Annotated in this window: 24 protein-coding genes and 1 tRNA gene; 5 read left to right on the top strand and 20 right to left on the bottom strand. The window is 61.8% G+C overall.

The window, feature by feature from the left end:
• Window positions 1-26 precede the first annotated feature (26 nt).
• From plsY to AC0L2U_RS17570, 3 genes are all read left to right on the top strand, one after another.
• Window positions 27-614: a glycerol-3-phosphate 1-O-acyltransferase PlsY gene (gene plsY, locus AC0L2U_RS17580; RefSeq protein WP_292135827.1), complete on the top strand. Its 588-nt coding sequence runs from the start codon at window positions 27-29 to the stop codon at window positions 612-614.
• 17 nt (window positions 615-631) lie between these two features.
• Window positions 632-1,771: a DNA-processing protein DprA gene (dprA, locus tag AC0L2U_RS17575; RefSeq protein ID WP_473602437.1), complete on the top strand. Its 1,140-nt coding sequence runs from the start codon at window positions 632-634 to the stop codon at window positions 1,769-1,771.
• A gap of 251 nt (window positions 1,772-2,022) precedes the next feature.
• Window positions 2,023-2,493 carry a nucleoside deaminase gene (locus AC0L2U_RS17570; protein ID WP_473602329.1) on the top strand — a complete coding sequence of 157 codons (471 nt, stop codon included), beginning with the start codon at window positions 2,023-2,025 and terminating at the stop codon, window positions 2,491-2,493.
• 64 nt (window positions 2,494-2,557) lie between these two features.
• Here the strand turns inward: AC0L2U_RS17570 and AC0L2U_RS17565 are convergent.
• Window positions 2,558-2,633, bottom strand: a tRNA-Lys gene (locus AC0L2U_RS17565).
• Window positions 2,634-2,892: 259 nt separating this feature from the next.
• Here AC0L2U_RS17565 and AC0L2U_RS17560 point away from each other — a divergent pair.
• The gene (locus AC0L2U_RS17560; protein ID WP_128363083.1) at window positions 2,893-3,378 is read left to right on the top strand and encodes a BA14K family protein; all 486 of its coding nucleotides are present in this window, start codon (window positions 2,893-2,895) and stop codon (window positions 3,376-3,378) included.
• A 96-nt stretch (window positions 3,379-3,474) separates the two neighbouring features.
• Here AC0L2U_RS17560 and AC0L2U_RS17555 read toward each other — a convergent pair whose 3' ends face one another.
• The 16 genes from AC0L2U_RS17555 to AC0L2U_RS17480 all read right to left on the bottom strand — a co-directional run bounded on the left by AC0L2U_RS17555 (window position 3,475) and on the right by AC0L2U_RS17480 (window position 20,373).
• Window positions 3,475-3,954 carry a DUF6882 domain-containing protein gene (locus tag AC0L2U_RS17555; protein ID WP_292141767.1) on the bottom strand — a complete coding sequence of 160 codons (480 nt, stop codon included), beginning with the start codon at window positions 3,952-3,954 and terminating at the stop codon, window positions 3,475-3,477.
• A gap of 34 nt (window positions 3,955-3,988) precedes the next feature.
• A complete protein-coding gene (gene glpK / locus AC0L2U_RS17550; protein WP_473602327.1) occupies window positions 3,989-5,482 on the bottom strand; it encodes a glycerol kinase GlpK in 1,494 nt (497 codons plus the stop codon).
• A 97-nt stretch (window positions 5,483-5,579) separates the two neighbouring features.
• Window positions 5,580-7,304, bottom strand: coding sequence for an ABC transporter substrate-binding protein (locus AC0L2U_RS17545; protein WP_027036699.1), 1,725 nt, complete (start codon window positions 7,302-7,304; stop codon window positions 5,580-5,582).
• Window positions 7,305-7,383: 79 nt separating this feature from the next.
• Entirely contained in the window at window positions 7,384-7,665 is a 282-nt protein-coding gene (locus tag AC0L2U_RS17540; RefSeq protein WP_127269597.1) for a DUF2160 domain-containing protein, read from the bottom strand.
• A 67-nt stretch (window positions 7,666-7,732) separates the two neighbouring features.
• Window positions 7,733-8,656, bottom strand: coding sequence for a carbohydrate ABC transporter permease (locus AC0L2U_RS17535; RefSeq protein WP_292335543.1), 924 nt, complete (start codon window positions 8,654-8,656; stop codon window positions 7,733-7,735).
• A 1-nt stretch (window position 8,657) separates the two neighbouring features.
• Window positions 8,658-9,524, bottom strand: coding sequence for a carbohydrate ABC transporter permease (locus tag AC0L2U_RS17530; RefSeq protein ID WP_127272310.1), 867 nt, complete (start codon window positions 9,522-9,524; stop codon window positions 8,658-8,660).
• Window positions 9,525-10,592, bottom strand: a complete 1,068-nt coding sequence (locus AC0L2U_RS17525; protein WP_473602326.1) for an ABC transporter ATP-binding protein — start codon at window positions 10,590-10,592, stop codon at window positions 9,525-9,527.
• 10 nt (window positions 10,593-10,602) lie between these two features.
• Window positions 10,603-11,682 carry an ABC transporter ATP-binding protein gene (locus AC0L2U_RS17520; protein WP_473602325.1) on the bottom strand — a complete coding sequence of 360 codons (1,080 nt, stop codon included), beginning with the start codon at window positions 11,680-11,682 and terminating at the stop codon, window positions 10,603-10,605.
• Window positions 11,683-11,724: 42 nt separating this feature from the next.
• Window positions 11,725-13,251 (bottom strand): glycerol-3-phosphate dehydrogenase, encoded by a 1,527-nt coding sequence (gene glpD, locus AC0L2U_RS17515; protein ID WP_127380842.1) that lies wholly within the window; start codon window positions 13,249-13,251, stop codon window positions 11,725-11,727.
• 124 nt (window positions 13,252-13,375) lie between these two features.
• Complete coding sequence (locus tag AC0L2U_RS17510; protein WP_127258922.1) at window positions 13,376-14,143, bottom strand: DeoR/GlpR family DNA-binding transcription regulator; 768 nt, start codon at window positions 14,141-14,143, stop codon at window positions 13,376-13,378.
• A 127-nt stretch (window positions 14,144-14,270) separates the two neighbouring features.
• Window positions 14,271-15,677 (bottom strand): pyridoxal phosphate-dependent decarboxylase family protein, encoded by a 1,407-nt coding sequence (locus AC0L2U_RS17505; RefSeq protein ID WP_473602324.1) that lies wholly within the window; start codon window positions 15,675-15,677, stop codon window positions 14,271-14,273.
• Window positions 15,678-15,778: 101 nt separating this feature from the next.
• On the bottom strand, window positions 15,779-16,510 hold the full coding sequence (locus AC0L2U_RS17500) for a proteasome-type protease (RefSeq protein WP_013531816.1): 732 nt from the start codon (window positions 16,508-16,510) through the stop codon (window positions 15,779-15,781).
• A gap of 132 nt (window positions 16,511-16,642) precedes the next feature.
• Window positions 16,643-17,437, bottom strand: a complete 795-nt coding sequence (locus AC0L2U_RS17495) for a transglutaminase family protein (protein ID WP_127273300.1) — start codon at window positions 17,435-17,437, stop codon at window positions 16,643-16,645.
• 85 nt (window positions 17,438-17,522) lie between these two features.
• A complete protein-coding gene (locus AC0L2U_RS17490) occupies window positions 17,523-18,464 on the bottom strand; it encodes an alpha-E domain-containing protein (RefSeq protein WP_473602323.1) in 942 nt (313 codons plus the stop codon).
• An 88-nt stretch (window positions 18,465-18,552) separates the two neighbouring features.
• The gene (locus AC0L2U_RS17485) at window positions 18,553-19,965 is read right to left on the bottom strand and encodes a circularly permuted type 2 ATP-grasp protein (protein ID WP_023812984.1); all 1,413 of its coding nucleotides are present in this window, start codon (window positions 19,963-19,965) and stop codon (window positions 18,553-18,555) included.
• A gap of 171 nt (window positions 19,966-20,136) precedes the next feature.
• Complete coding sequence (locus tag AC0L2U_RS17480) at window positions 20,137-20,373, bottom strand: Lrp/AsnC family transcriptional regulator (protein ID WP_010909609.1); 237 nt, start codon at window positions 20,371-20,373, stop codon at window positions 20,137-20,139.
• Window positions 20,374-20,638: 265 nt separating this feature from the next.
• Between AC0L2U_RS17480 and AC0L2U_RS17475 the strand changes: the two genes are divergently transcribed.
• Window positions 20,639-21,058 (top strand): DUF4864 domain-containing protein, encoded by a 420-nt coding sequence (locus AC0L2U_RS17475; RefSeq protein ID WP_127269463.1) that lies wholly within the window; start codon window positions 20,639-20,641, stop codon window positions 21,056-21,058.
• Between the two features lie 4 nt (window positions 21,059-21,062).
• Here AC0L2U_RS17475 and tgt read toward each other — a convergent pair whose 3' ends face one another.
• Genes tgt through AC0L2U_RS17460 form a run of 3 tightly spaced genes read right to left on the bottom strand, consistent with a single transcriptional unit; the run spans window position 21,063 to window position 23,777 of the window.
• Window positions 21,063-22,193, bottom strand: a complete 1,131-nt coding sequence (tgt, locus tag AC0L2U_RS17470) for a tRNA guanosine(34) transglycosylase Tgt (protein ID WP_127380837.1) — start codon at window positions 22,191-22,193, stop codon at window positions 21,063-21,065.
• The gene (gene queA, locus AC0L2U_RS17465; RefSeq protein WP_473602322.1) at window positions 22,186-23,328 is read right to left on the bottom strand and encodes a tRNA preQ1(34) S-adenosylmethionine ribosyltransferase-isomerase QueA; all 1,143 of its coding nucleotides are present in this window, start codon (window positions 23,326-23,328) and stop codon (window positions 22,186-22,188) included. The genes tgt and queA overlap by 8 nt, the downstream gene beginning before the upstream one ends.
• Window positions 23,328-23,777, bottom strand: a complete 450-nt coding sequence (locus AC0L2U_RS17460) for a DMT family transporter (protein ID WP_127269466.1) — start codon at window positions 23,775-23,777, stop codon at window positions 23,328-23,330. Before AC0L2U_RS17460 ends, queA begins: the two co-directional genes overlap by 1 nt.
• Window positions 23,778-23,787: the final 10 nt, after the last annotated feature.

Raw genomic sequence — 23,787 nt, 5'->3', positions numbered from 1 at the left:
TGTCAGGGGGAAATGCGGGGGAAACAATGACTTACAGCCTCATCCCAGCACTCGTGTTTGGCTATTTGCTTGGCTCGATCCCGTTCGGGCTCCTGCTGACGCGCGCGGCCGGTCTTGGCGATGTGCGCAAGATCGGCTCCGGCAATATCGGCGCCACCAATGTTCTGCGCACCGGCAACAAGGGCCTTGCCGCCGCGACGCTGCTGCTCGACGCGCTGAAGGGCACGGCCGCCGCGCTGATAGCAGGCCATTTCGCGCCTGACCTGGCGATCTGGGCCGGTCTCGGCGCCTTTCTCGGTCATCTCTTCCCGGTCTGGCTCGGTTTCAAGGGCGGCAAGGGCGTCGCCACCTATCTCGGCGTGCTGATCGGCCTTGCCTGGCAGGTGGCGCTGATCTTTGCCGTCGCCTGGCTGGTGATGGCATTCCTGTTCCGTTATTCCTCGCTGGCGGCGCTGACGGCGGCGGTCATCGTGCCGATCGCCCTCTACGTCCTGAGCACACCGCAGAATGCGGCCTTGTTCGTGGTGATGAGTATCATCGTTTTCATCAAGCACCGGGAAAACATTTCGCGCCTGCTTGCCGGCACCGAGGGCAAGATCGGAGCCAAGGGGTGAGCGAGCCTGCCGCCGTGGTGAGTGGGCCGGCCGCCGGGCCGCGTCTCAGCGACCGGCAGCGGCTGAGCTGGCTGCGGCTGATCCGCACCAAGAATGTCGGCCCCGCATCCTTTCGCGACCTCATCAACCGTTTCGGTTCGGCCGAGGTGGCGCTGGAGATATTGCCGGAACTGATGATTTCAGGCGGCGCCATCCGGATCGCTCGCATCCCTTCCGTTGCCGAAGCCGAGGCCGAACTGGAATTAGCCGGAAAGGCCGGCGCCCGCTTTGTCGGGATCGGTGAAGCAGATTACCCACCCCTATTGCGCAACATGGACCATCCGCCGCCGTTGCTGGCGGTAAAGGGCAACGCAGCTGTTTTTCGGCTGCCGGGTGTCGCCATCGTTGGGGCACGCAACGCGTCGCTGGCCGGCATCAAGATGGCACGCATGCTGGCGGCCGACCTCGGCCGCGACGGCTACGCAATCGTCTCCGGCCTGGCGCGCGGCATCGACACGGCGGCGCATCAGGGCAGCCTGGCGACCGGCACGATCGGCGTCCTGGCCGGCGGCCTCGACCTGCCTTACCCGCCTGAAAATGCCGGCCTGTGCGAGGAAATCGCCGAGCGTGGCGCCATCATCTCGGAAATGCCGTTCGGCTGGCAGCCGCGCGCCCAGGATTTTCCGCGCCGCAACCGCCTTGTCGCGGGTGCGGTCCTTGGGCTGGTGGTGGTCGAGGCAGCGCAACGCTCGGGCTCCCTGATCAGCGCCAGGCTTGCCGGCGAAATGGGCCGACTGGTCTTCGCTGTACCAGGCTCACCGCTCGATCCACGCGCCGCCGGTACCAACGGCCTACTCAAGGATGGCGCCACCCTGGTCACCGACGCAGCGGACGTTTCGCGGGCAATCGCTCCGCTGACCGGCATGCGGGCGCCCGACGTGCCGCCGTTCGAAGAGCCGCCCGACTTCTCGGCCACACCACCGCCCGGCGAAAGCGACCGCGCCCGCGTCGTCGAGGCGCTCGGCCCGACGCCAGTGGCGGTCGACGAGATCATCCGCCACACCCGCCTGTACCCGGCCCAGGTGTTCATGGTGCTGCTGGAACTCGACCTCGCCGGCCGCCTCGAGCGCCATGCCGGAGGGAATGTTTCGCTGGTGTTCGGGGAGCCTTCCGTCTGACGCTGTTCGCATTTTCGCGCCGCCGAACTCCTTCGAGAAGCTCGGCGAGGATGGCCTTTTCAGCCGGCTTTCCGCTTTGCCGCGCCTGTGCTCATCTGTTCGACGCGAAGACCGGCCGGCGATTGTAGGGCAAAGGTCTGATATCCCGAGGCAAAGGTCTCAAGCAAAAGTTGGCTCTTGCCACTCGCGTCCGTTGGCACCAATCTCGCTCAGCCGCTCATCGGTGGATGTCGGCATGACAGGATCTTGCCATGACCCGCGATCAGATGCTCGCCCACCTGCGGTCCGCCGATGCCGTCGCGCGCGAGGCGGCGGCGCATGGGCACCATCCGTTCGGTTGCGTGCTGGTCGGGCCGGACGACCGCGTGCTGATGCGGCAGGGCAATCTCGACACGGTGCGCCATGCCGAGACGGAGCTCGCCCGGCGCGCGGCGGCTGCCTATGAGCCGGAGTTCCTGTGGCAATGCACGCTGGTCTCAACCGGTGAGCCCTGCGCGATGTGCACCGGAACGCTCTACTGGGCGAATATCGGCCGGCTGGTCTACGGCTTTGAGGAGACCGAGCTGCTGGCGCTCACCGGGGATCACGCAGAGAATCCGACGATGAGCCTCTCTTCGCGCACAGTCCTCGACTCCGGCCAGAAAAAGATCGAGGTCTTTGGCCCCTTCCCCGAAATCGCCGACGAGTTGCTCGCACCGCACCGCGATTTCTGGAAGCGTTGACGGCTTCCCCGCCCGTTATGGTGTGCCCTTCCCGAGAGATGGGTGACAGTTCATCGGGTGGATTTGGTGAGCGCGATGGGATTCGAACCCATGACCTACTGATTAAAAGTCAGTTGCTCTACCGGCTGAGCTACGCGCTCCCGCGGGCGAAAGGCGGCCCTCGAAATTGCGCGGAACATAGGGAGAGTGCCTCGACCGGTCAACCGGAAAAAGAGAGCTCGCAAACACGGGTGGCTTCGGCCTGTCGCGACACTTGCCAGCCGCGCCACCGGTGGGAGAACAGCCAAGGGAACACTGGCATTTCTGCCCGACAGCGGCATCCAGTCTGGGGAACAATTGTATGCGCCGCTCGTTTTCCCGGCACAGGGACGTCCGCCAAAACCATCGAGGAGAAAACCAATGAACAGAATCACAACGAGCCTTCTGGCGGCCACTCTCTCCGCCACATTCGTTGCGGCGGAGGCCGTGTCGGTTAACGCCCAATCGAACTATGTGCCGCAATCCCAGGCCGCGATGCCGGATGTGCAGACAGTCCAGTACCGGGAGTGGCGCAAGGACCGCTACAATCGCAATTTTTCGCGTGACCGCAGTTTTTCACGTGACCGCAATTTTTCCCGCAATCGCGGCGCGTATTGGAACGGCCATCGCGGCTATCGCGAATATCGCCCCGGCTATCGTCGTCACGGCGATTATTGGTTCCCGCTCGCGGCGTTCGCGACTGGCGCGCTGATCACCGGTGCCATCATCAACAACGAGAACAACCGCGTCTACGGAGGCAACGCCCACGTCCAATGGTGCTACGACCGCTATCGCAGCTACCGTGCTTCGGACAACACGTTCCAGCCGAATTACGGCCCTCGCAAGGAGTGCCGTTCGCCTTACTGATCAAGGCGCGTTTAAGTAGCTGAGATACGTTGAGTGGAGCTCGCGCCGGCAACGGCGCGGGCTTTTGATCGATTGGCCGGACGAGAACAGTTGCCGTCAACTTGCCCAGTTGATGCTCTTGAGCATCAGATAAAAGCCACCGCCGTCCTCTCTGTTGGGACAACGATAGATACCCAACCCATTGCAGATACGGGCCATCACCGCACTGAGTTCCCAACCAACCACTTCCAGCGCATTGTCCGCATCCGTCGCATAGGCTTGGGCCAGTTCGTCAATGCCATTCTGCTCTCCGAAGGATCGAACCAGCTTTGCATCGCTGAGGAGCTCGCTGGGCAGGCTTGAATTTGCCCAAGCCCACAGCCAGTTGCCGGCCTCGGTGCTCGTTGAGCCGACAATCTGGATCTCGGTGACCACCTTGGCGACCCCGTCTTGCGAGAACAGAAGCGTTCCGGCCGTCAGGTCGTAGTCATAGCGCGAGCAATCGCCGAGGCGAAACTCCTTGTTCGAGCGTGCATTTTTGGCCTTCAGCTGTTCGATAGCCTCGTCGCGCCAAGCAGGATACCAATCTGGCTGCATTCCTCGCGCCCCATCACCCACCACTGATGGCTGTTTATGACACGCTCAACGTCCGTCGCACAGCATCGCGCCAACCAGCGAGCTTGGCTACGCGCACGGAGCCATCCATGTCCGGCTGGAAGCGTCGTTCCAGCGCCCAGCTCTTCGCGAACTTCCTGGCATCCGGCCAAACGCCAGCTTTCGAGCCGGCCAGCCAGGCTGCACCGAGCGCGGTCGTCTCGAGAATGGTCGGGCGGTCGACCGGTGCATCGAGGATGTCGGCCAGACGCTGCATGGTCCAGTCCGACGCCACCATGCCGCCATCGACCCGCAACACGGTCTTGGCCGAAGCCCCCTTCCAGTCCTTGCGCATGGCGTCGAGCAGGTCGCGTGTCTGGTAGGCCACGGATTCAAGCGCGGCGCGGGCAAACTCAGCCGGGCCGGAATTGCGCGTCAGTCCGAAAATGGCGCCGCGTGCCTCGGCGTCCCAATGCGGCGCGCCGAGCCCGACGAAGGCCGGCACCAGGTAGACGTTTTGGGTCGGATCGGCTTCATCAGCCAATTTGCCGCTCTGCTCGGCCTTGCCGATCACCTTGATGCCATCGCGCAGCCATTGCACCGCAGCACCGGCAATAAAGATCGAGCCTTCCAGCGCGTAGGTCGTCTTGCCGTGCAGCCGGTAGGCAATGGTGGTCAAGAGCCGGTTCTTCGAACGCACAAGATCGCTCCCGGTGTTGAGCAGGGCAAAGCAGCCGGTGCCGTAGGTGGATTTCATCATGCCCGGCTCGAAACAGGCCTGGCCGATGGTTGCGGCGTGCTGGTCGCCGGCGACACCGAGGATTCTTATCTCGGCGCCAAAGAGATTTTTCTCCGTGATTCCATAGTCATCGGCGCAGTCTTTCACCTCGGGAAGCATTTTTTCCGGGATGTTGAGGATAGCCAGCAACTCGTCGTCCCAGGCATTTTTCTCGATGTTGTAAACCAGCGTGCGCGAGGCGTTGGTGGCGTCCGTGGCGTGGACCTTGCCGCCGGTCAGCCGCCAGATCAAAAAGCTGTCGATGGTGCCGGCGAGCAATTCGCCCTTCTCGGCGCGTTTTCTCGCGCCTTTCACCTTGTTCAGTATCCAGGCGATTTTGGTGCCGGAAAAATAGGGATCAAGCAGCAGGCCGGTCTTCTTGGTGAATGTCTTTTCCAGGCCCTGCTTCTTGAGTTTCTGGCACAGCGGCGCGGTGCGCCGGTCCTGCCAGACAATGGCATTGTGGATCGGCTTGCCGGTCGCCTTGTCCCAGATGACGACTGTTTCGCGCTGATTGGTGATACCGAGTGCCGCCACGTCGGAAGCATTCCGGCCGGCCTTCTTCAGCGCCGCCTTCACGGTCGACACCACACTCGCCCAGATATCTTCCGGATCGTGCTCGACCCAGCCGGAGGCCGGATAGTGCTGGGCGAATTCCTTTTGCCCACTGCCGGCGACCTTCATCTCGCCGTCGAACAGGATCGCCCGGGTCGAAGTCGTGCCCTGGTCGATGGCAAGGATATATCCGGTCATTATGCCTCCCCGCTTAGTCTTTTACACAAACAGGGGAGACGGCAAGATGCCGCCTCCCCCAATGTCACACGGGCGCAGACGCCCGCTTAGAACAATCTTACTTTTGCCAGCTCTTCACCAGTTCGTCGTAATTGATGGTGATCGGCTTTTCCTTCTCGTTCTCGATCTTCAGCTGAGGAGCGAGATTGCCCTTCTTGACCGCGTCGGCGTTCCAGTAGGCGAGGTCATGCTCTTCGGCCATCTTCGGACCGATGTCGCCCTGGATGCCAGCCTTTTCCAGGCGTTCCATGACCTTTTCCTGCTCAGAGCAAAGCGAGTCCATCGCCTCCTGTGCCGTCTTGGCGCCCGACGACGCATCGCCGATCGCCTGCCACCAGAGCTGTGCCAGCTTCGGATAGTCCGGAACGTTCGTTCCGGTCGGCGACCACTGAACACGGGCCGGCGAGCGGTAGAACTCGATCAGGCCGCCGAGCTTCGGAGCGCGTTCCGTGAAGCTCTTGTCCTGGATCGTCGACTCGCGGATGAGCGTCAGGCCGACATGGCTCTTCTTCACGTCGACCGTCTTCGACACCACGAACTGCGCATAGAGCCAGGCGGCCTTGGCGCGATCATCAGGCGTGGACTTGAGAAGCGTCCATGAACCCACGTCCTGATAGCCGAGCTTCATGCCGTCCTTCCAGTAGACGCCGTGCGGCGACGGAGCAAAGCGCCATTTCGGCGTGCCGTCCGCGTTCACGACCGGCAGCCCGTCCTTGACGAAGGAGGCGGTGAAGGCGGTGTAAGTGAACATCTGCTGCGCGACCGTGCCTTGCGACGGGACGGGGCCGGATTCGCCGAACGTCATGCCCTGGGCTTCCGGCGGCGCATAGGCCTTCAGCCAATCCAGGTATTTCTGGATCGAATACACGGAAGCCGGGCCATTGGTGTCGCCGCCGCGCGCGACGCACGAGCCGACAGGCTGCGACTTCTCGTTGACCTTGATGCCCCATTCGTCGACCGGAAGACCGTTCGGCAGGCCCTTGTCGCCATTGCCGGCCATGGACAGCCAGGCATCCGTGAACCGCCAGCCGAGCGAGGGGTCCTTCTTGCCGTAGTCCATGTGGCCATAGACCTTCTTGCCGTCGATTTCGCGGCCGGTGAAGAACTCGGCGATGTCCTCATAGGCCGACCAGTTGACCGGAACGCCGAGGTCGTAGCCGTACTTGGCCTTGAAATCGGCCTTGTTCTTCTCGTCGTTGAACCAGTCGTAGCGGAACCAGTAGAGATTCGCGAACTGCTGGTCGGGCAGCTGGTAGAGATCGCCGTCCGGAGCGGTCGTGAACTTGGTGCCGATGAAGTCGGCGAGGTCGAGGTTGGGGTTGGTGACGTCCTTGCCCTCATTCGCCATCCACTTGGTCAGGCTGCGCGCCTGCTGGTAGCGCCAGTGCGTGCCGATCAGGTCGGAGTCGTTGACGTAGGCGTCATAGATATTCTCGCCCGACTGCATCTGCGTCTGCAGCTTTTCGACGACATCGCCTTCGCCGATCAGGTCGTGGGTGATCTTGATGCCGGTGATCGCGGTGAAAGCGGGCGCCAGAACCTTGGACTCATAGCTATGCGTATCGATGGTCTCGGAGACCACCTTGATGTCCATGCCGGCGAAAGGCTTCGCCGCATCGATGAACCATTGCAGCTCGGCTTCCTGGCCGGCGCGATCGAGCGTCGACAAGTCCTTGATTTCGGTATCGAGGAAGGTCTTGGCTTCGTCCATTCCGGCATAGGCCTGGCCTGCTCCCCAGAGCAGGACAAGCGCAGTCGTTGATGTTAAAAATTGCCTTCGCATTTCGTTTCCTCCACTTTTCAAGTTTCAAGTGCGATCTGGAGCGGTCGTCGGCACGCGGTCGCTCCAACAGTTTCCCCCTCTATACGTAGCGGAACACGCCGACGGCGTAGACTACGGAGAGAGCGAGAGCCCACCACAGGTTGGGTCCGACAAGACCCAGCCAAGCGAGATGGATAAAGGCGCTGCCGAGCAGCGAAACGAAGAGGCGGTCGCCGCGCGTCGTCTCGAAGCGCAGGACGCCGACCCGGGGATTGCCGCCGGGCGAGGCGTATTCCCAGACCGCCATGCCACAGAGCAGCACCAGGATCGTGATGAAAAAGATCGCCGTTGGCAGCGTCCATGCCATCCAGGTGAGGTTCATGGTCATACCCTCCCCAGGGCGAAGCCCTTGGCGATGGTGTTGCGGATGAACTCGTGCGTTTGTTTCATCACACCCTCCCTAGGGCAAAGCCCTTGGCGATGTAGTTGCGGACGAACCAGATCACGAGCGCGCCTGGAAGGATGGTGAGCACGCCGGCGGCGGCGAGCACGCCCCAGTCGAGCCCGGAGGCCGAGACCGTGCGCGTCATGATCGCCGCGATCGGCTTGGCGGCGGTCGTGGTCAAGGTGCGCGCGATCAGCAGCTCGACCCATGAGAACATGAAGCAGAAGAAGCAGGCCACGCCGACGCCGCTGGCGATCAGCGGCATGAAGATTTTTAGGAAGAAGCGCGGGAAGGAGTAGCCATCGATATAGGCGGTCTCATCGATCTCCTTCGGCACGCCGGACATGAAACCCTCGAGGATCCACACCGCCAGCGGCACGTTGAACAGGCAGTGTGCCAGCGCCACCGCGATATGCGTGTCGATCAGCCCGAAGGCCGAATAGAGCTGGAAGAATGGCAGCGCGAACACCGCCGGCGGCGCCATGCGGTTGGTCAATAGCCAGAAGAAGAGGTGCTTGTCGCCGAGGAACCGGTAGCGCGAGAAAGCGTAGGCCGCCGGCAGCGCCACCGAAACCGAGATCACCATGTTCATGACGACATAGATGATCGAATTGATGTAGCCCTTGTACCAGGACGGGTCGGTGAAAATCACGATGTAGTTGGCCAGGGTCGGGCTCTTCGGCCACAGCGAAAAGGCACCCAGAATCTCCTGATTGGTCTTGAAGCTCATATTGACCAGCCAGTAGATCGGCAGCATCAGAAAGATGATGTAGATCGTCGGCACCAACCACCAGAACCGGGATTCTTCGCCGCGCCGGCGCATCAGCCGCGCAAGCTGGTCCTGCGACAATGTGCTGGCGAGCCCGCCTGAAACGGCCGTCTCGCGCACTCGGTCCTGCCTCGTCGTTCCTTCGTTGGCGCCGCTCATCTCAGCGCTCCGCATCGACATTGGTCATGACGGTGTAGAACACCCAAGACAGCAAAAGGATGATCAGGAAGTAGATGATCGACATGGCGGCCGCCGGCCCGAGATCGAACTGACCGATGGCAATCTTGACCAGGTCTATCGACAGGAACGTCGTCGAATTGCCAGGGCCTCCGCCGGTGACGACGAACGGCTCGGTGTAGATCATGAACGAGTCCATGAAGCGCAGCAGCACCGCGATCAGAAGCACGCGGTTCATCTTCGGCAGCTGGATGTAGCGGAACACTGCCCAGCGTGAGGCGCCGTCGATCTTGGCCGCCTGGTAGAAGGCATCGGGGATCGAGACCAGTCCGGCGTAGCAGAGCAGAACAACGAGGCTTGTCCAGTGCCATACGTCCATCAGGATGACCGTCACCCAGGCGTCGGTCGGATCGTTGACGTAGTTGTAGTCGAAGCCGAGCGACGACAGCGTGTAGCCGAGCAGGCCGATGTCGATGCGGCCGAACACCTGCCAAATCGTGCCGACGACGTTCCACGGGATCAGCAGCGGCAGAGCCATCAGCACCAGGCAGACCGGCACGCCCCAACCTTTCTTGGGCATGTTGAGAGCGATGAAGATGCCGAGCGGAATCTCGATGGCGAGGATGGTTGCGGAAAAGATCAGGTTGCGGACCATCGACAGCCAGAAGCGTTCCGACTCCAGGATTTCGGTGTACCAGTCCGAGCCGTTCCAGAAGAAGACGTTGTTTCCGAACGTGTCCTGCACCGAATAGTTGACCACCGTCATCAGCGGGATCACCGCCGAGAACGCCACCAGCAGGAGGACCGGCAGCACCATGAACCAGGCCTTGTTGTTCCAGGTCTTCTCCATCTAGGCCTCCATCTCGACACGCCAGGAATCGGCATAGATGTTGATGCCGGCCGGGTCGAACCGCACCTTCGGATCGGCGGGCAGGGTCTCGTCCTCACCGATCACGGCAGAGATATCGCTGCCTTCGAGCTTGGCGCGCACCACCTTGTGGCGGCCGAGATCCTCGACCTTGCTGACCTGCACGGCCATGCCTTCGCGGCCGAGCCGGACATATTCGGGACGGATGCCGAGTTCGACGGCGCCGGTGCCTGCCTTGGGTGCGCCCGGCAGTTCGATGCGCTGCGAGCCGAGCGTCGCCGTCTTGCCCTCGATCGCCACGGGCATGACGTTCATGCCGGGCGAGCCGATAAAATAACCGACGAAGGTATGGCGCGGGCGTTCGAACAATTCGGCCGGTGTGCCGATCTGCACGATGCCGCCATCATACATGACCACGACCTGCTCGGCGAAGGTCAGCGCCTCGGTCTGGTCGTGGGTCACATAGACCATGGTGTAGCCAAAGCGGCGGTGCAATTGCTTCAGCTGCGAGCGCAGCACCCACTTCATGTGCGGATCGATGACGGTCAGCGGCTCGTCGAAAAGGATGGCGTTGACGTCGGAGCGCACCAGGCCGCGGCCGAGCGAGATCTTCTGCTTCTGGTCGGCGGTCAGGCCCCTCGCCTTCTTCTTCGCCCAGGACGCCAGATCGATCATCTCCAACGTCTCGCGAACCTTGCGGTCGACATCGGCTTCCGGCACGCCGCGGTTGCGCAGCGGGAAGGCCAGATTGTCGTAGACGGTCATGGTGTCGTAGATGACCGGGAACTGGAACACCTGCGCGATGTTGCGCTCCTGCGTCGACAAATTGGTCACGTCCTTGCCGTTGAACAGCAACTGGCCGTGCGAGGGGTGCAACAATCCCGAAATGATGTTGAGCAGCGTGGTCTTGCCGCAACCGGAGGGCCCGAGCAGCGCATAGGCGCCGCCGTCCTCGAAGACATGATGCACTTCCCGCAGTGCGAAATCGGCATCCTTCTGCGGGTTCGGCAGATAGGAATGTCGGACATGGTTGACGTCGATGCGTGCCATCTCTTTGCCCTCAAGCCGCCAGCTTCGGCGCAGTCACGGCGCTGCCGTGCTCGTCGAAAACCATGATGTGGCGCGGATCGATGAACACCTCGACCACCGCGTCCGGCTCGAAATGCCTGATACCATGGGTCAGCATGACCCAGCGCGCGTCCGCGAAATCGAGATGGATGAAACTCTCCGATCCGGTGATCTCGGTGATCGTCACCTTGGCACGCACCGGCACCGCCGCCGCATTCGGCCGCTCGAGCGACAGGTGGTGCGGCTGAAAACCGATCGTGTACATGGCATCGGCAATGCCGGAGAGCTCGGCCGGCACCGGCAGGTTCACGCCGCCCTCGAGCAGGAAGTCCCGACCCTTCTTGGCGAGCACGATGGTGTTGAGCGGTGGATCGGAAAACGTCCTGGCTGTCACCAGATCTACCGGCTTGCGGAACACCTCGATGGTCGGTCCGAACTGGGTGATCTTGCCTTGCGAAAGCGTCGCCGTATTGCCGCCGAGCAGCAGCGCCTCGTGCGGCTCGGTCGTGGCGTAGACGAAGATGGTGCCGGCGGCGGCGAATATCCTGGGCAATTCGGCGCGCAGTTCCTCGCGCAATTTGTAGTCGAGATTGGCGAGCGGCTCATCGAGCAGGACCAGGCTTGCGTTCTTGACGATGGCGCGTGCCAGTGCGGTGCGCTGCTGCTGGCCGCCGGACAGGCTGAGCGGCGTGCGGTCGAGATAGGGCGTCAGCTTGAGAAGAGCGGCGGCTTCACGCACCTGGCTGTCGATCCTGGCCTGCTCGATGCCGGCCACCCGGAGCGGCGAAGCGATGTTCTCATAGACGGTCATCGCCGGATAATTGATGAACTGCTGGTAGACCATGGCGATCTTGCGCTTCTGCACCGGCACGCCGGTGACATTCTGGCCGTCGAACCAGATCGAACCGGAGGTCGGCACGTCCAGGCCGGCCATCAGCCGCATCAGGCTTGTCTTGCCGGAAAGCGTCGGTCCGAGCAGGACGTTGAGCGAGCCGTGCTGGAGCGTCAGCGACACGTCGCTTATATGCTCGACCGCGCCGACCGCCTTGGTGACGTTTCTCAGTTCCAGCATGACGCCTCCTCCCAGGCCTTCCGCATCAGCTCAAACCCCTCTTCATTCGGCAGCCGCGACATGGCGCCGGCTTATGCCGCGCATGAACTCATCGAGCGCCGCCACCTGCTCGCGGCTGAGATGCAGACCGCGCTTGGTCCGGCGCCACAATACATCTTCTGATGTGACGGCCCATTCGTTTTGAACGAGATAGCGCACCTCGGCCTCGTAGAGATCGGCGCCGAAGTTGCGGCCGAGATCGACGTTCGATTTGGCCAGCCCCAACAGCATCCTTGCGCGGGTGCCATAGAGCCGGGTCAACCGGCGAGCCAGGCGCGCGTCGAGGAATGGATAAGCGGTTTTGAGTTTCGCCACTTCGGCATCGAAACCGGTGGCCGGGAAATCGCCGCCCGGCAGCGGCGCGTTTGCCGTCCACGGCTTGCCGCGCTTGCCGAGAAAACCCTCGATCTTTTCCAGCATCGATTCCGACAGCCGGCGATAGGTGGTGATCTTGCCGCCAAAAGCATTGACGATTGGGGCGGCGCCCTCGCCGCCATCGGCCTTGAGCACATAGTCCCGCGTCGCTTCCTGCGCCTTGGATGCTCCGTCATCATAGAGCGGACGGACGGCCGAATAGGTCCAGACGATGTCCGAGCGCTTGACCGGCTGAGCGAAATATTCGCTTGCCGCGGCGCAGAGGTAATCGATCTCGGTGTCGCTGATCTTCACGTCATGCGGATCGCCGGGATAATCCTGGTCGGTGGTGCCGATCAGTGTGAACTCTTCCTCGTAGGGAATGGCGAAGATGATGCGGCCATCCTTGTTCTGGAAGAAATAGGCGCGCGGATCGTCGAACTTCCTGGCGATGACGATGTGGCTGCCCTGCACTAGGCGGACATTGTGCACATCGTTGAGCCCCACGACGCCAGACAGCACATGATCGACCCAGGGGCCGGCGGCATTGACCAGCAGTCGCGCCTTGATCTCCTCGGTCTCGCCGCTCTGCAGATCCTCGATCTGGATCGTCCAAAGGCCGTTTTCGCGGCGCGCGCCGGTCACTTTCGTGCGGGTGCGGACCGTGGCGCCGCGGTCGGCGGCATCACGCGCGTTCAGCGCCACCAACCGTGCATCATTGACCCAGCCATCCGAATATTCGAAGGCCTTCTTGAACAGCGGCTTCAAAGGCTTGCCGGCCGGATCCCTGGCCATGTCCAGCGTCCGGGTCGCGGGCAGCAATTTGCGCCCGCCAATGTGATCGTAGAGGAAGAGACCGAGCCTGATCAGCCAGGCCGGACGCAGGCCTTTGGCATAGGGCAGCACGAACCGCATCGGCCAGATGATGTGCGGCGCGTTCTTCCACAAAACCTCGCGCTCCATCAGCGCCTCTCGCACCAGGCGGAATTCGTAGAATTCGAGGTAGCGCAGGCCGCCATGGATCAATTTGGTCGAACCAGAGGAGGTTCCGCTGGCGAGGTCGTTCATCTCGGCGAGAAACACGGAAAAGCCACGACCGACGGCATCACGGGCAATGCCGCAGCCATTGATGCCGCCACCTATGACGAAAATGTCACGGATCGGAGATGCGTCCACAATTCCTCCAACGATTTCGCATTGCACCATTTTGGGCTTTTACGAAACCGTGTCGGAATTATTTCGAAATGATAACGAATGTCAAACGAAATATCACGAGCGCGTGATATCGGGCAGAAACCGCCTAGGCGAGCGACGTCTCGATCAACTGAACCTCGGCCTCCTGGCAGATCTTGCGCACTGACGGGATGTCGCAACGATCGGTGATGAAGGTGTTGACCTGCGACAGATGGCCGATGCGCACCGGTGCGGTTCGCTCGAATTTGGTCTGGTCGGAAACCAGGATGACATGCCTTGCATTGGCGATGATCGCCTGCGCCACCTTGACCTCGCGAAAATCGAAATCGAGCAAGGCGCCGTCATGGTCGATGGCGGATGCACCGATCACCGCATAGTCGACCTTGAACTGCCTGATGAAGTCGACCGCCGCTTCGCCGACCACACCGCCATCGGAACCGCGCACAACCCCGCCGGCGATCACCACCTCGATCGAGGGATATATCCGCATCCTATTGGCAACATTGATGTTATTGGTGATGACCATGAGACCGTTGTGATCGAGCAACGCCTTGCTGACCGACTCGGTCGTGGTGCCGATGTTGATGAACAGCGAGGCATTGTCGGGGATCAGCCTGGCGGCCGCACGGCCGATCGCCTCCTTCTCGTCGGCGGCGATCTTGCGTCTCGCCTCATATTCCATGTTCTCGATGCCGGAGGGATACAACGCGCCGCCATGGATGCGCGAGAGCAGCCGCTGGTCGCACAAATCGTTGAGGTCCTTGCGTATGGTCTGCGGCGTCACATTGAAGTGGGTGGCCAGATCATCGACCAGCACGCGGCCATGATCCTTGGCCATCTGGATAATCTCGGCATGGCGCGGCGACAGATACATAGGCAACCTCCCGTTTTCGTTTTTCTTGTCTATAGTCGAAAACGAAACCGATGAAAAGGCATGAGCCGGCTAATGAAATGCATGTGATTGCCAAGGTGAATACGAACGCAAACCAGATTGTGCCCGATCAATCCATTGCGCGCGCGATTTCCGTGATGACGGTGAAGGCCGTATCAACATCGGCGGCGGTCGCCTCGAACTGGCCGACCTGGAAGCGGATTGCGATCCTGCCATCGACCTTCGTCTGCGTCAGGTAGATGCGGCCATCGTCGTTGATCGCATTGACCAGGCGCAGATTGTGCTCGTCCGCGTCGGTTGCGATCTTGTGTCGGAACGAGAACAACGACAGCATCGGTTCGCTGACGATCTCGAAATTCGGCTCCCTTGCCAGCCGCGCGGCAAGCCCTTCGCTCCACGCGACATGATTGCGGATCATTGTGCGCAGGCTTTCCAGGCCATGGGCGCGCAGCAGGAACCACAATTTCAGCGCGCGAAATCGCCTGCCAAGCGGCACCGACCATTCGGAATAGTTGATGATGCCGTCGTGGCCGTGTGTCTTCAGATAATCCGGCTTGATGGCCAGCGTCCTCACATGGCTTTCGGGGTCGCGCAGGAACTGGATCGAGCAGTCGAACTGGGCGCCCAGCCATTTGTGCGGATTGAAAACGATGGAATCGGCGCCTTCGACCCCTTCCCAGAAATGCCGAAACTCCGGACAGATCATCGCCGATCCCGCCCATGCGGCGTCGACGTGAAGATAAAGCCCATGCCGCCGTGCGACCTCGACAACCGCTGCAATATCGTCGGTGCCGCCGGTGCTGGTGCCGCCGACGCAAGCGATGATGCCGGCCGGCAGCATGCCGGCTTCCCTGTCGGCGATGATTGCCGCCTCGAGTGCCGCCGTATCCATGGCGCGAAAGCGGCCGGCGACGGGAATGCGCACGAGATTGTCCTCGCCTATGCCGGACACCCAGATCGCCCGGTCAATCGAAGTATGCACCTGGTCGGAGGAGTAGATGCGCAGCCGCGCCTGCCCTGCCAGGCCTTGTCTGTTGCCTTGCCAGTCGAGCGCCCGTTCGCGCATGGTCAGCACCGCGGCCAGTGTCGCCGACGAGGCTGAATCCTGGATTACCCCGGAAAACCCTTCGGGCAGGCCGAGCGCCTGGCGCATCCAGTCGACGGTGCGCGTTTCGAGTTCGGTCGCCGCCGGCGACGTCTGCCAGAGCATGCATTGCGCGGCCATCGCCGAAACCAGATATTCCGCCACCACCGAAACCGGCGCCGCATTGGCCGGGAAATAGGCGAAGAAGCGGGGATGCTGCCAATGCGTCATTCCCGGCAGGATCTTCTCTTCGAAGTCGGCGAAGATCCGGTCCATCGGCTCGGCGTCTTCGGGCGGCGAAGCCTCAATGCTTCGAAAAATGTCGCCCGGTTCGACCAGCGGCCGCACCGGCCGCTCGCGCAGCGTATTGCGGTAGTCGGCGCCCCAGTCGGCGGCGCGCCGCGACCATTGCCGGAAATTATCATTGTTCATCCTGTCCTCCCGACATGATCCGTCGCTACCATCCATCGCGGCTGGTCTCTTTATTAATTAACGCGTGAAATAGATGCAACCGACAACGGATGCCGCACGCCTCAGCCCGGGAAATCCGGCAGGCTGGCAAAGGCCGTCTTCAGCGCATTCGACCAGCCGTCGGAGATCGTGCGGTAATACTGGTCGTCCTGGCCGATCCGCTTCTTCAATCCGACCTTGAAGGCGTCCTTCTCCAGGAACAGCAGGTCGAGCGGCAAGCCGACGGACAGGTTCGACTTCAACGTCGAATCGAACGACACCAAAAGCAGCTTCACCGTCTCGGCGAGGCTCATCGTCTTTTCGTAGGCGCGGATGATGATCGGCTTGCCGTATTTGGTCTCGCCGATCTGGAAAAACGGCGTGTCATCGGTCGATTCGATGAAATTGCCTTCGGGATAGATCATGAACAGGCGCGGCTCGCTGCCCTTGATCTGGCCGCCGAGGATGAAGGACGCATTGAAATAGGAATCCGCCTTCTCGCCGGCGGGTGACGAATTGGCGATGACCTCCTTGACCGTGTCGCCAACAATGCGGACTGTTTGGTACATCGACGGCGTTTCGAGCAGCGTGGAATGTCTTTCGGAGATCGCCTTGGTGCGCTCGTCAAGCAGGCTGACCACGGCCTGCGTCGTCGCCAGGTTGCCCGCCGACATCAAAACGATGACGCGCTCGCCCGGCTCTTCCCAGACATGCATCTTGCGAAAGGTGGAGATGGAATCCATGCCTGCATTGGTACGCGTGTCCGACATGAACACGAGCCCGCGATCGATCTTCAGGCCAACGCAATAGGTCATGGAATCTCTTCTAGAGCAATTCCAGGAAAAGTGTGAAGCGGTTTTCCGTCCGGAATTGCGTTAAAACAAGGGGATAGAGCGGTTCGGCGTTTCCTTGAAACGATGAATCGCTCGGCAGCAATCTTGCGAGGATTACTGCTCCACCGTGACGGTGACCGCAAGCTGTTCTTCCGCCTGTCCCAGCCGAATTCCCGACACCGGCGTGGCGTCGCGGTAATCGCGGCCCGTTGCCACCTTTACATAACGCTCGTCGGGTGAAATGCCATTGGCGGCATCGAAGGCAACCCAGCCGAGACCCGAAACATGCGCCTCGGCCCAGGCATGGCTGGCCGCCTGCTCGACCGTGGCTTCCAGCATCAGATAGCCGCTGACATAGCGGGCCGGAAAGCCCATGGCACGCGCCGCGGCGGCAAAGATATGGGTATGATCCTGGCAGACCCCGGTTTTCAGCGCCAAGGCTTCCTCCGCCGGCGTCGTCGCACTGGTGGTGCCGGGCGTGTAGACAACGCGCTCGCCGATGACAGCCATCAGCCGGTGCAGCCTTTCGATGTCGCTGCCCTTGCCGACCGATGCGGCGAGTTCGCGGATACCGCTGCCGATCACCGTCAATGGCGTCTCATGGCTGTACAGCCAGAGCGGCGTAAAGCCCTGGTGCGGCCCCGAGACACCCGCGGTGTCGCGTGTCACCACTTCGCCTGATGCTTCCACCGTGATGAAGTCGCGCTCGCCCTCGACGCTTAGCAGCCTTGTGTCATTGCCGAAATGGTCGACAAAGCGAACTTCTTCGCGCGCGCCTTCGATGGTCAAGGCCCAGGACAGAACGGTCTGCGTCGACCCGCTGACCGGAAGCAGCCGCAGCCGCTGCAACAGATAGTGCACCGGCGCGTCGTAGCGGTATTCGGTCCGATGGGTGATCTTCAGCCGCATGCTTCTATTCCGTTTGTGAGCACGATCTCCGGACAAACGGTTTCATTTGTCTGAGAAAACCGGCTCCCACCTTTCGGGACCATGCTCAATTGAACCGGTAATCTTGTGCGATCTCTTCGCCCAGCTTGGTGTTGTCGCGAATGAAATTGGCCAGGAATTCATGCAGCCCGGCGTCGAATATGCCCTTGATCGACCCGGCTCTCAGCATTGTCTGCGTCTTCTCGGCCGTTGCGTGGCAGGCATGGCGTTCGCCGTAATCGTCGCCGAGGAATTTCAGGTGCTCCGACAGGAAGCGATAGCAGAACATCAGCGAACGCGGCATGCGGACATTGAGGATCAGATAGTCGGCAATGTTGGTCGGCTTGTAATCGGCGTCGTAGACCCAACGGTAGGAGCGATGCGCCGAGACCGAACGCAGGATCGATTCCCACTGATAATTGTCGAGCGTCGAGCCGACCCAGGAGATCGACGGCAGCAGCACATAATATTTCACGTCGAGGATGCGCGCCGTGTTGTCCGCGCGCTCGACATAGGTGCCGAGCTGCGAGAAGTCGAAGATTTCGTTGCGCAGCATGGTGCCGTAGAACGAGCCGCGGATCAGCGCCGTCTCGCGCTTGATGGCGTCGAGTACGCTGGGCAGGTCGCGCTCGTCGATCGGCTTGGCCAGCATCCGCTTCAGCGACATCCAGGCTTCGTTGATGCTTTCCCAGGTTTCGCGCGTCAGCGCGGTACGCACCATGCGGGCATTGTTGCGGGCCGTCTCGATCGACGCCATCGTGCTCGACGGGTTCGACGTGTCGCGCAACAGGAAGTCGGCGACGTTGGCCGCGGTATAGTAAGAATATTTCTGGCTGAAGGTGACGTCGGAACCGGCGCTGAGCAGCACCGAATTCCACTCTTCCGAGGCACTCTGGGTACGAGTCAGCGCCATGCGCAAACCGGCATCGACCAAGCGCGCCATGTTCTCCGCCCGCTCGATATAGCGATTCATCCAGTAAAGCCCGTTGGCGGTGCGGCCGAGAAGCATATCAACGTGCCCCGATTTTGAGCGAGTAGCGAGTAGCGAGTAGCGAATAGGGAATGCGTCTCATGATTGCTGCGTCCCCCTGCTCGTCTCAATCATCCAGCACCCAAGTATCTTTCGTCCCGCCGCCTTGCGAGGAATTCACGACCAGCGAGCCTTCCTTCAGCGCGACACGCGTGAGGCCGCCCGGCACGATCTGGATGCGGTCGGAGACCAGCACATAAGGCCTGAGATCGACATGGCGCGGCGCCAGCCCCTTTTCCGTCAGGATCGGGCATGTCGACAGCGCCAGCGTCGGCTGGGCGATGTAATTCGAAGGTTTTGCCTGGAGTTTCTTGGCAAAGGTCTCGCATTCCTTCTTGGTCGCAGCCGGCCCGACCAGCATGCCGTAGCCGCCGGAACCATGGACTTCCTTGATCACCAGCTCGTCGATGTGCTCGAGCACGTATTTCAGGCTGTCGGGCTCCGAGCAGCGCCAGGTTGGGATGTTGCCCAGGATCGCCTTGCGGCCGGTGTAGAATTCGATGATCTCGGGCATGTAGGAATAGATCGCCTTGTCGTCGGCGATGCCGGTGCCCGGCGCATTGGCGATGGTGATGTTGCCGGCCCGATAGACATCCATGATGCCGGGTATGCCGAGCGCCGAATCCGGTCGGAAGGTCAGCGGATCGAGGAAGGAATCGTCCACGCGCCGGTAGAGCACATCGATCTGCTTGTAGCCTTCGGTCGTGCGCATCGCGACATGGCCGTCGACGACGCGCAGATCCTGGCCTTCGACCAGCTGCACGCCCATCTGGTCGGCGAGGAAGGCGTGTTCGAAATAGGCGGAGTTGAAGCTGCCGGGCGTCAGCACCGCAATGGTCGGCGCGCCCTTGGTGCTTTGCGGCCGCACCGCCGCCAGCGACTGGCGCAGAAGCTGCGGGTAGTTTTCCACCGGCCGTACCTTGATCTTCTGGAACAGCTCGGGGAACAGCTGCATCATCGTCTCGCGGTTCTCCAGCATGTAGGAGACGCCCGACGGCGTGCGCGCATTATCCTCCAGCACGTAGAATTCGTCCTCCGAGATGCGGACGATGTCGACGCCGATGATATGGGTGTAGACGCCGGCCGGCGGCCTGACCCCGATCATCTCCGGCAGGAAGGCCTCGTTCCTGGCGATCAATTCCCTGGGGACGCGCCCTGCGCGCAGGATTTCCTGGCGGTGGTAGATGTCGTCGAGGAAGGCGTTCAGCGCCTGCACGCGCTGCTCGATGCCCTGCGTGAGGCGCCGCCATTCATTGCCTGAAATGATGCGGGGAACGATATCGAACGGGATCAGCCGCTCGGAAGCTTCCTGCTCGCCATAGACGGCGAAGGTGATGCCGGTCTTGCGGAAGACGCGTTCGGCGTCCTGCATCTTCTCGGTCAGCCTGGCCGGATCCTGCTCCTTCAGCCAGCGATCATAAGCCGAATACGGTCTTCTCAATCCGGAGACTTCCGGAAGCATTTCATCGAACGCTGCCAATCGCATACTCCCCTGTGACGCCATTTCACTGACGTCGCCGGAGAAAATCAAGCGCAATCGGTGATTTGGGAGATACGGGCGACCAGTATGTTGCGCCTGCCTAAAATTGAGGCAGGTGAAATATGACCTTGATCAGCCTTTGCCTCGTGCCCGGGCAAATGCGTTTCCAGGCTAGAAAGCGCGAAACGTGACGACGGTGAACGTGTCCTTGATGCCGGGGAGAATCTGCACCTTCTCATTGACGAAATGGCCGACGTCTTCCTCGTCGTCGACGTAGAATTTGGCGAGCAGATCGTAATTGCCGGCGGTGGAGTAGATTTCCGAGGCGATCTCGGCATCGGCAAGCGCGCTGGCAACCTCATAGGATTTGCCGAGCTCGCATTTGATCTGCACGAAAAACGCCTTCATGGCTTCGTCCCGCTAAACGTCCAAGTCCAGCGGCCCTTCTGGCAGACTGGAGGCGGGCTTTCAAGCGCTGGAATGAATGCTCAGCCGGCTCGGGCCTAGGCTACCGCCTGCTGCAACTCCGCCACTGGCGTGGAACTTGTCACCGATCGCCAGTGAATATTCGCAATCGCTGAAACCGCGATGCGCTGCCAAGCGTATGTTATGATGTGTCTTCGGACAGCAGCATTTCGAGGGAAGATATTTCGCGGGATAACGGAGACAGGCCATGCGCCGCGCCTTTTTCGCAATCGCAGTCGTTCCATTCCTCTTCGCGTCGTCGGTATTGGCCGGCGATGCCGAGATCAAGGCGGGCCAGTCCGTCATCGACAGTCAGCTAAAGGCCCTCATCGCCAATGACGGCGCCACCGCCTACAGCTTCGCCGCCCCGAATGTGAAGCGGATCTTCCCGACCGTCGATGCCTTCATGAACATGGTGACCAACGGCTATCCGCCGGTGCGCAAGCCGCGGACCTATTCCTTCGGAAAGGTCGAGGAGACCGCTCCGGGTTCGATCGTCCAGCAGGTGCTGATCGTCGGCCCCGACGGCAAGGATTACGAGGCGGTCTACACGTTGCAGCAACAGCCCGACGGTACGTTCCAGATCACCGGCTGCAGCCTGCGCGCTTCGAATTCGCTCAGCACTTGAGGCCTCACAGCAACGGGATATCGCCCCTCGCCCAGCCCTCGGTGATTTCCGCGCCGCGCGCTTCGAAGGTGCCGGCCTCGATCGCAGCGCGGATGTCCTGCATCAGTTTCTGGTAGTAGGACAGGTTGTTCCACGTCAAAAGCATTGCGCCGAGCGCTTCTTGAGAGCGCACCAGATGATGCAGATAGGCGCGTGAGTAGTCCCGGGCGGCCGGGCAGTCGCTTTCCTCGTCGAGCGGCCGTGGATCGTCGGCATGGCGGGCGTTGCGCAGATTGACCTTGCCGCGCCTTGTATAGGCAAGGCCGTGGCGGCCGGCCCGTGTCGGCATCACGCAGTCGAACATGTCGATGCCGCGCGCCACCGATTTCAGGATATCGTCGGGCGTGCCGACACCCATCAGATAGCGCGGCTTGTCCGCTGGCAGTTCCGGGCAGGTGATGTCGAGCATCTCGAGCATCACCGCTTGCGGTTCGCCGACGGCCAGGCCGCCGACCGCATAGCCCTTCAGCTCCATCGCGCTCAGCGCCTGCGCCGAGCGCTCCCGCAGGGCCGCGTTGTCGCCGCCTTGCACGATGCCGAACATCGCCTTGCCCGGCTGATCGCCGAACGCCGTCTTGCAGCGCTCGGCCCAACGCAGCGACATCTCCATGGCGCGCTCGATCTCCTTCATCTCGGCCGGCAGCGCCGTGCATTCGTCAAGCTGCATCTGGATATCGGAATCGAGCAATCCCTGGATCTCTATCGAACGTTCCGGCGACATCTCGTAGGCGGCGCCATCAATATGCGAGCGGAAGGTGACGCCCTTTTCGGTCAGCTTTCTCAGCTTCGACAGCGACATCACCTGGAAACCGCCGCTGTCGGTTAGGATCGGATGCGGCCAGCGAGCGAATTCATGCAAACCGCCGAGCCGCGCCACACGCTCGGCGCCGGGCCGCAGCATCAGATGATAGGTATTGCCCAGGATGATGTCGGCGCCGACACCGCGCACCTGGTCCATATACATCGCCTTGACGGTGCCGCCGGTGCCGACCGGCATGAAGGCCGGCGTGCGGATTTCGCCGCGCGGCATGTCGATCACGCCGCGCCGCGCCTTGCCGTCGGTTGCCAGAACCTTGAAGCTGAACGGCTTAGCCATTGAATTCCTTGTCGTGGATCGGGGCGTCCGGCGCCTGATTGTCGAGCGACTGGCGGTCGCTCGTCTCCGCTCGGAAAAGCAGGCTTGCGTCGCCATAGGAATAGAATCTGTAGCGGTTCTCGATCGCATGGGCATAGGCCGCACGCATCGTGTCGAGGCCGCTGAAGGCCGAGACCAGCATGAACAGCGTCGAGCGCGGCAGATGGAAATTGGTCATCAGCACGTCGGCCGTGCGAAAACGGTAACCGGGCGTGATGAAGATATCGGTCGGACCGGACCACGCAGCCAGAGTACCGTCCTCACGCGCCGCACTCTCCAGCAGACGCAGCGAGGTCGTGCCGACGGCAACGATACGCCCGCCCCTTGCTCTTGCGGCATTCAGGGCGTCCGCAGTGGCTTCGCTGACCGAACCGGTCTCGGCATGCATCTTGTGGTCGGCGGTGTCGTCCGCCTTCACCGGCAGGAACGTGCCGGCGCCGACATGCAAGGTGACGAAGCGGCGTTCGATGCCCTTGCTGTCAAGCGCTGCAAAAAGCTCCGGCGTGAAATGCAGGCCCGCGGTTGGTGCCGCGACGGCGCCTTCCTCGCTTGCATAGATGGTCTGGTAGTCGGCCCGGTCGCGTTCGTCGTCGTCGCGTTTCGAGGCGATGTAGGGCGGCAGCGGAATGTGGCCGACCGCGTGCAGCGCCTCGTCGAGGAACGGCCCCGACAGATCGAAGCCAAGCAGCGCTTCGCCGCCCTCGCCTTTCTCGATCACCGTGGCGTCGAGCTGACCGAGCAAACAGGAATTGCCGTCATGGCCGAAATGGATGCGGTCGCCGGCGGCAATGCGCTTGCCCGGCCGCATGAAGGCCAGCCAGCGGTCCGGCGCCATGCGCATATGCAGCGTGGCTTCGACCTGCGCTGTCGCTTCGCCTCGCCTCCGGATGCCTTTGAGCTGCGCTGGAATGACCTTGGTGTCGTTGAACACCAGCACGTCGCCGGCCCTGAGCAAGGACGGCAGGTCGCCAACCCTGCGGTCGTCGAACCCTTCGCCGGGTTTGACCACCAGCATCTTGGCGCTGTCGCGCGGCTCCGCCGGACGAAGCGCGATGCGCTCCTCCGGCAAGTCGAAGTCAAAGAGATCGACGCGCATCAGTAGAGCCGGACGAGCAGCGCTCCGGCCAGCAGCAGCACCGCGCCGGCAACGCGGCCGAGCGAGATTTCACGCACCGCGACGCCGAGGAAGCCGACGCGATCGATGAGCATGCCGGCCAGCAACTGGCCGGTGACCAGAAACGCCATCAGCGCGGCCGCACCTATGCGTGGCGTGAGAATCGTCGACAGCGTGACATAGAAACCGCCCAGCATGCCGCCGGCCACGAACAGCCAGGGCGCCGGCGCCTTCCAGTCGAGCGAGATGCCTTGCAGCTTCACCACCGTGACGGAGATGATACCGAGCACGATCGCGCCCGACAGGAACGAAAACGCAGCCGCCGCGACCGGGAGGCCCAGGCCGCGCGCCAGCTGCGAATTGATCGGCGCCTGAATGGCAATGAAGGCGCCGGACAGGATGCCGAGAAGCGACCAGACGACGCCCATCATTGTCGTTTGC

Source organism: Mesorhizobium sp. WSM4808 (genome assembly GCF_055811675.1).
Note: the sequence above shows the minus strand (reverse complement) of the source record. Positions and strands in the feature narration are given on the sequence as shown.